The 2,097-nt window shown below is 44.2% G+C and carries 1 protein-coding gene; it reads left to right on the forward strand.

Annotated features, from left to right (window positions below):
- Window positions 1-410: 410 nt before the first annotated feature.
- Window positions 411-1,616: an acyltransferase family protein gene (locus tag QUG01_RS19855; RefSeq protein ID WP_500831596.1), complete on the forward strand. Its 1,206-nt coding sequence runs from the start codon at window positions 411-413 to the stop codon at window positions 1,614-1,616.
- The last annotated feature ends 481 nt before the right edge of the window (window positions 1,617-2,097 follow it).

Raw genomic sequence — 2,097 nt, forward strand, 5'->3', positions numbered from 1 at the left:
AAGATCAGCAGGTTCCACCACCATGCAAACCTAGGACTTCTCTACTGATTGCTGGTATGGCTGGCGGGGGCAGATCAATGTGAGGCCATGGCAACACCTTATCAGGGTGTTGCGCTTGGTTCTTGAGACCGCCGTTTGAAAGCCTGAGGTATGCCAGCCGTGTCATGGTAGACTGGATCTAGTTCTATAACCATCTGCGTACAATGGGGGGTGATGTAGTGTTTTGTTTGCCGATTTGGCATCGTGACCAAATTGTTCCATCAACACCCCAACCTGTAATGGTAAAATCCGAAATTTCGTATCAGGTCAAGCTGGGTTGGAAGATCTATCAGCTAATGACAACGAAGGTTCGATTGCGCTGCTGCTATCCATTGCCGGTACCGGGAATATAAATATTAAGGAGGAATAGTATGGCGTTCTCAGGGTTGGCCCCTTTGTTGATTGCAATGCTTTTGGCACTTTTCACAATATTTATATTGGATAGAGCAAGGCCGATTGAACTTTCTAATTTTAGATTCACATCTATTGATGGCCTGAGGGGGTATTTGGCTTTTTTTGTTTTCCTGCACCACTCTAGTATATGGTATTTTTTCATTAAAACAGGGAAATGGGACTACCCTTCGGATAGTTTGTATAGATATTTGGGTTCTGGTAGTGTCATGATGTTTTTTATGATAACTTCATTCCTTTTTTTTGGGAGATTGCTGGATGCAAAATTCAATAATTTCTCGGTTGATTTTTTAAAGCTATACACATCGCGTATTTTTCGGATCGCCCCTTTGTTTTTTTTCTCGGTTTTCTTTTCATTTCTCGTTTCTGGGTATGTTAATCAATGGGATTTGAAAAGTGATTTCTTGAAAAGAGCGTTGGCTAGTCTTGGGTTTGGCATATTCGGTGCCCCTGTTGTTGATTCATTTCATATTACAGGGTTGGGTGGGCCGGTAATGGCAGGCGTTTTATGGACGTTGCCGTATGAGTGGATGTTTTACCTAAGCCTTCCGTTTTTTGCAGTTTTATTAAATTTGAAATTTTCTAAAGCTTATCTCATCTTTCCAGTTGTTGTTCTGGCATACGTGGCATTATTTAAGTTATCTTTGACTTCGGCATTGCCTTTTTTAGGTGGCATGCTGGTATCCAGCTTGATTCGCATGGAGTCCATTAAGAAATTTGCGACAACTAACGGTGCATCTTTTTTGGTTTTAATATTAATATTCGTGATGGTTGAGTATATTAAGGACCCTCAAGATATTATCTCCATGGTTTTTCTTTGTGCCATTTTTTTTGCAATTGCCAGTGGGAACTCATTGTTTGGATTGTTGAATCTTAGAGTGTCAAGATTGCTGGGGGAGGTCTCTTATAGTATATATTTGCTACATGGACTTGTTTTATTTATTCTGCTTAGGGTTTTTTTGGGAGATGTGACCATAATTTCACTTAGTGTAAATAGCTATTGGGGGTGGGTGTTCTGTGCGGTTCCGGCGTTGATATGTTTGTGTTATTTCACTTTCATTAACATTGAAAAGCCCTTTATGACCCAATCGGTTAGATCTGAAAATTGGAGGAGATTCGTTTTTTGTTTGGAAGATAAGTTTCTGAAACTGAAGAAGCTGTTGTGATGACGCATGGCGACACTACTAAAGTCATAACTGCCTAGGGGCTGTTGACGTTTGCTGAGCGGTCGCGCCGGGATGCGTTTTGCGGCGAATCGAGGCGTTTCGTGCGCCGCATAGTCATTCTCTGCCAGCGTGGAACAACGAAGAGTCGGCGCGAAAGGCGCCCGGCCCTGCGGGTTTGGCCGCTTTGGGCCGGAGGCCGCGTTGCCCAGTCCTTGCATAGAATGACTATGCGTCGGACTGCGCGCCTTGCCTCCGGCCCAAATCGGCTCAAACGTGATCCCCGCAGCAAACGTCAACAGCCCCTAGCAGGCCGTTGAAAAACCAATAGCTACCCATATGGTATAATTAAGCATCCAACGAACCTCGGAAGCACCGATGAGAGGTATCCGCAACGACAGTCAGACTGATCTGCCCCCGCCAGCCATACCAGCAATCAGTAGAGAAGTCCTAGGTTTGCATGGTGGTGGAACCTGCTGATCTT

It is taken from the genome of Chromobacterium sp. CCUG 76385, assembly GCF_059916625.1.

What these genes read in the sequence shown, in the direction of transcription:
- QUG01_RS19855 (WP_500831596.1), top strand. Translation starts at nt 411, where the DNA reads ATGGCGTTCTCAGGGTTGGCCCCTTTGTTGATTGCAATGCTTTTGGCA.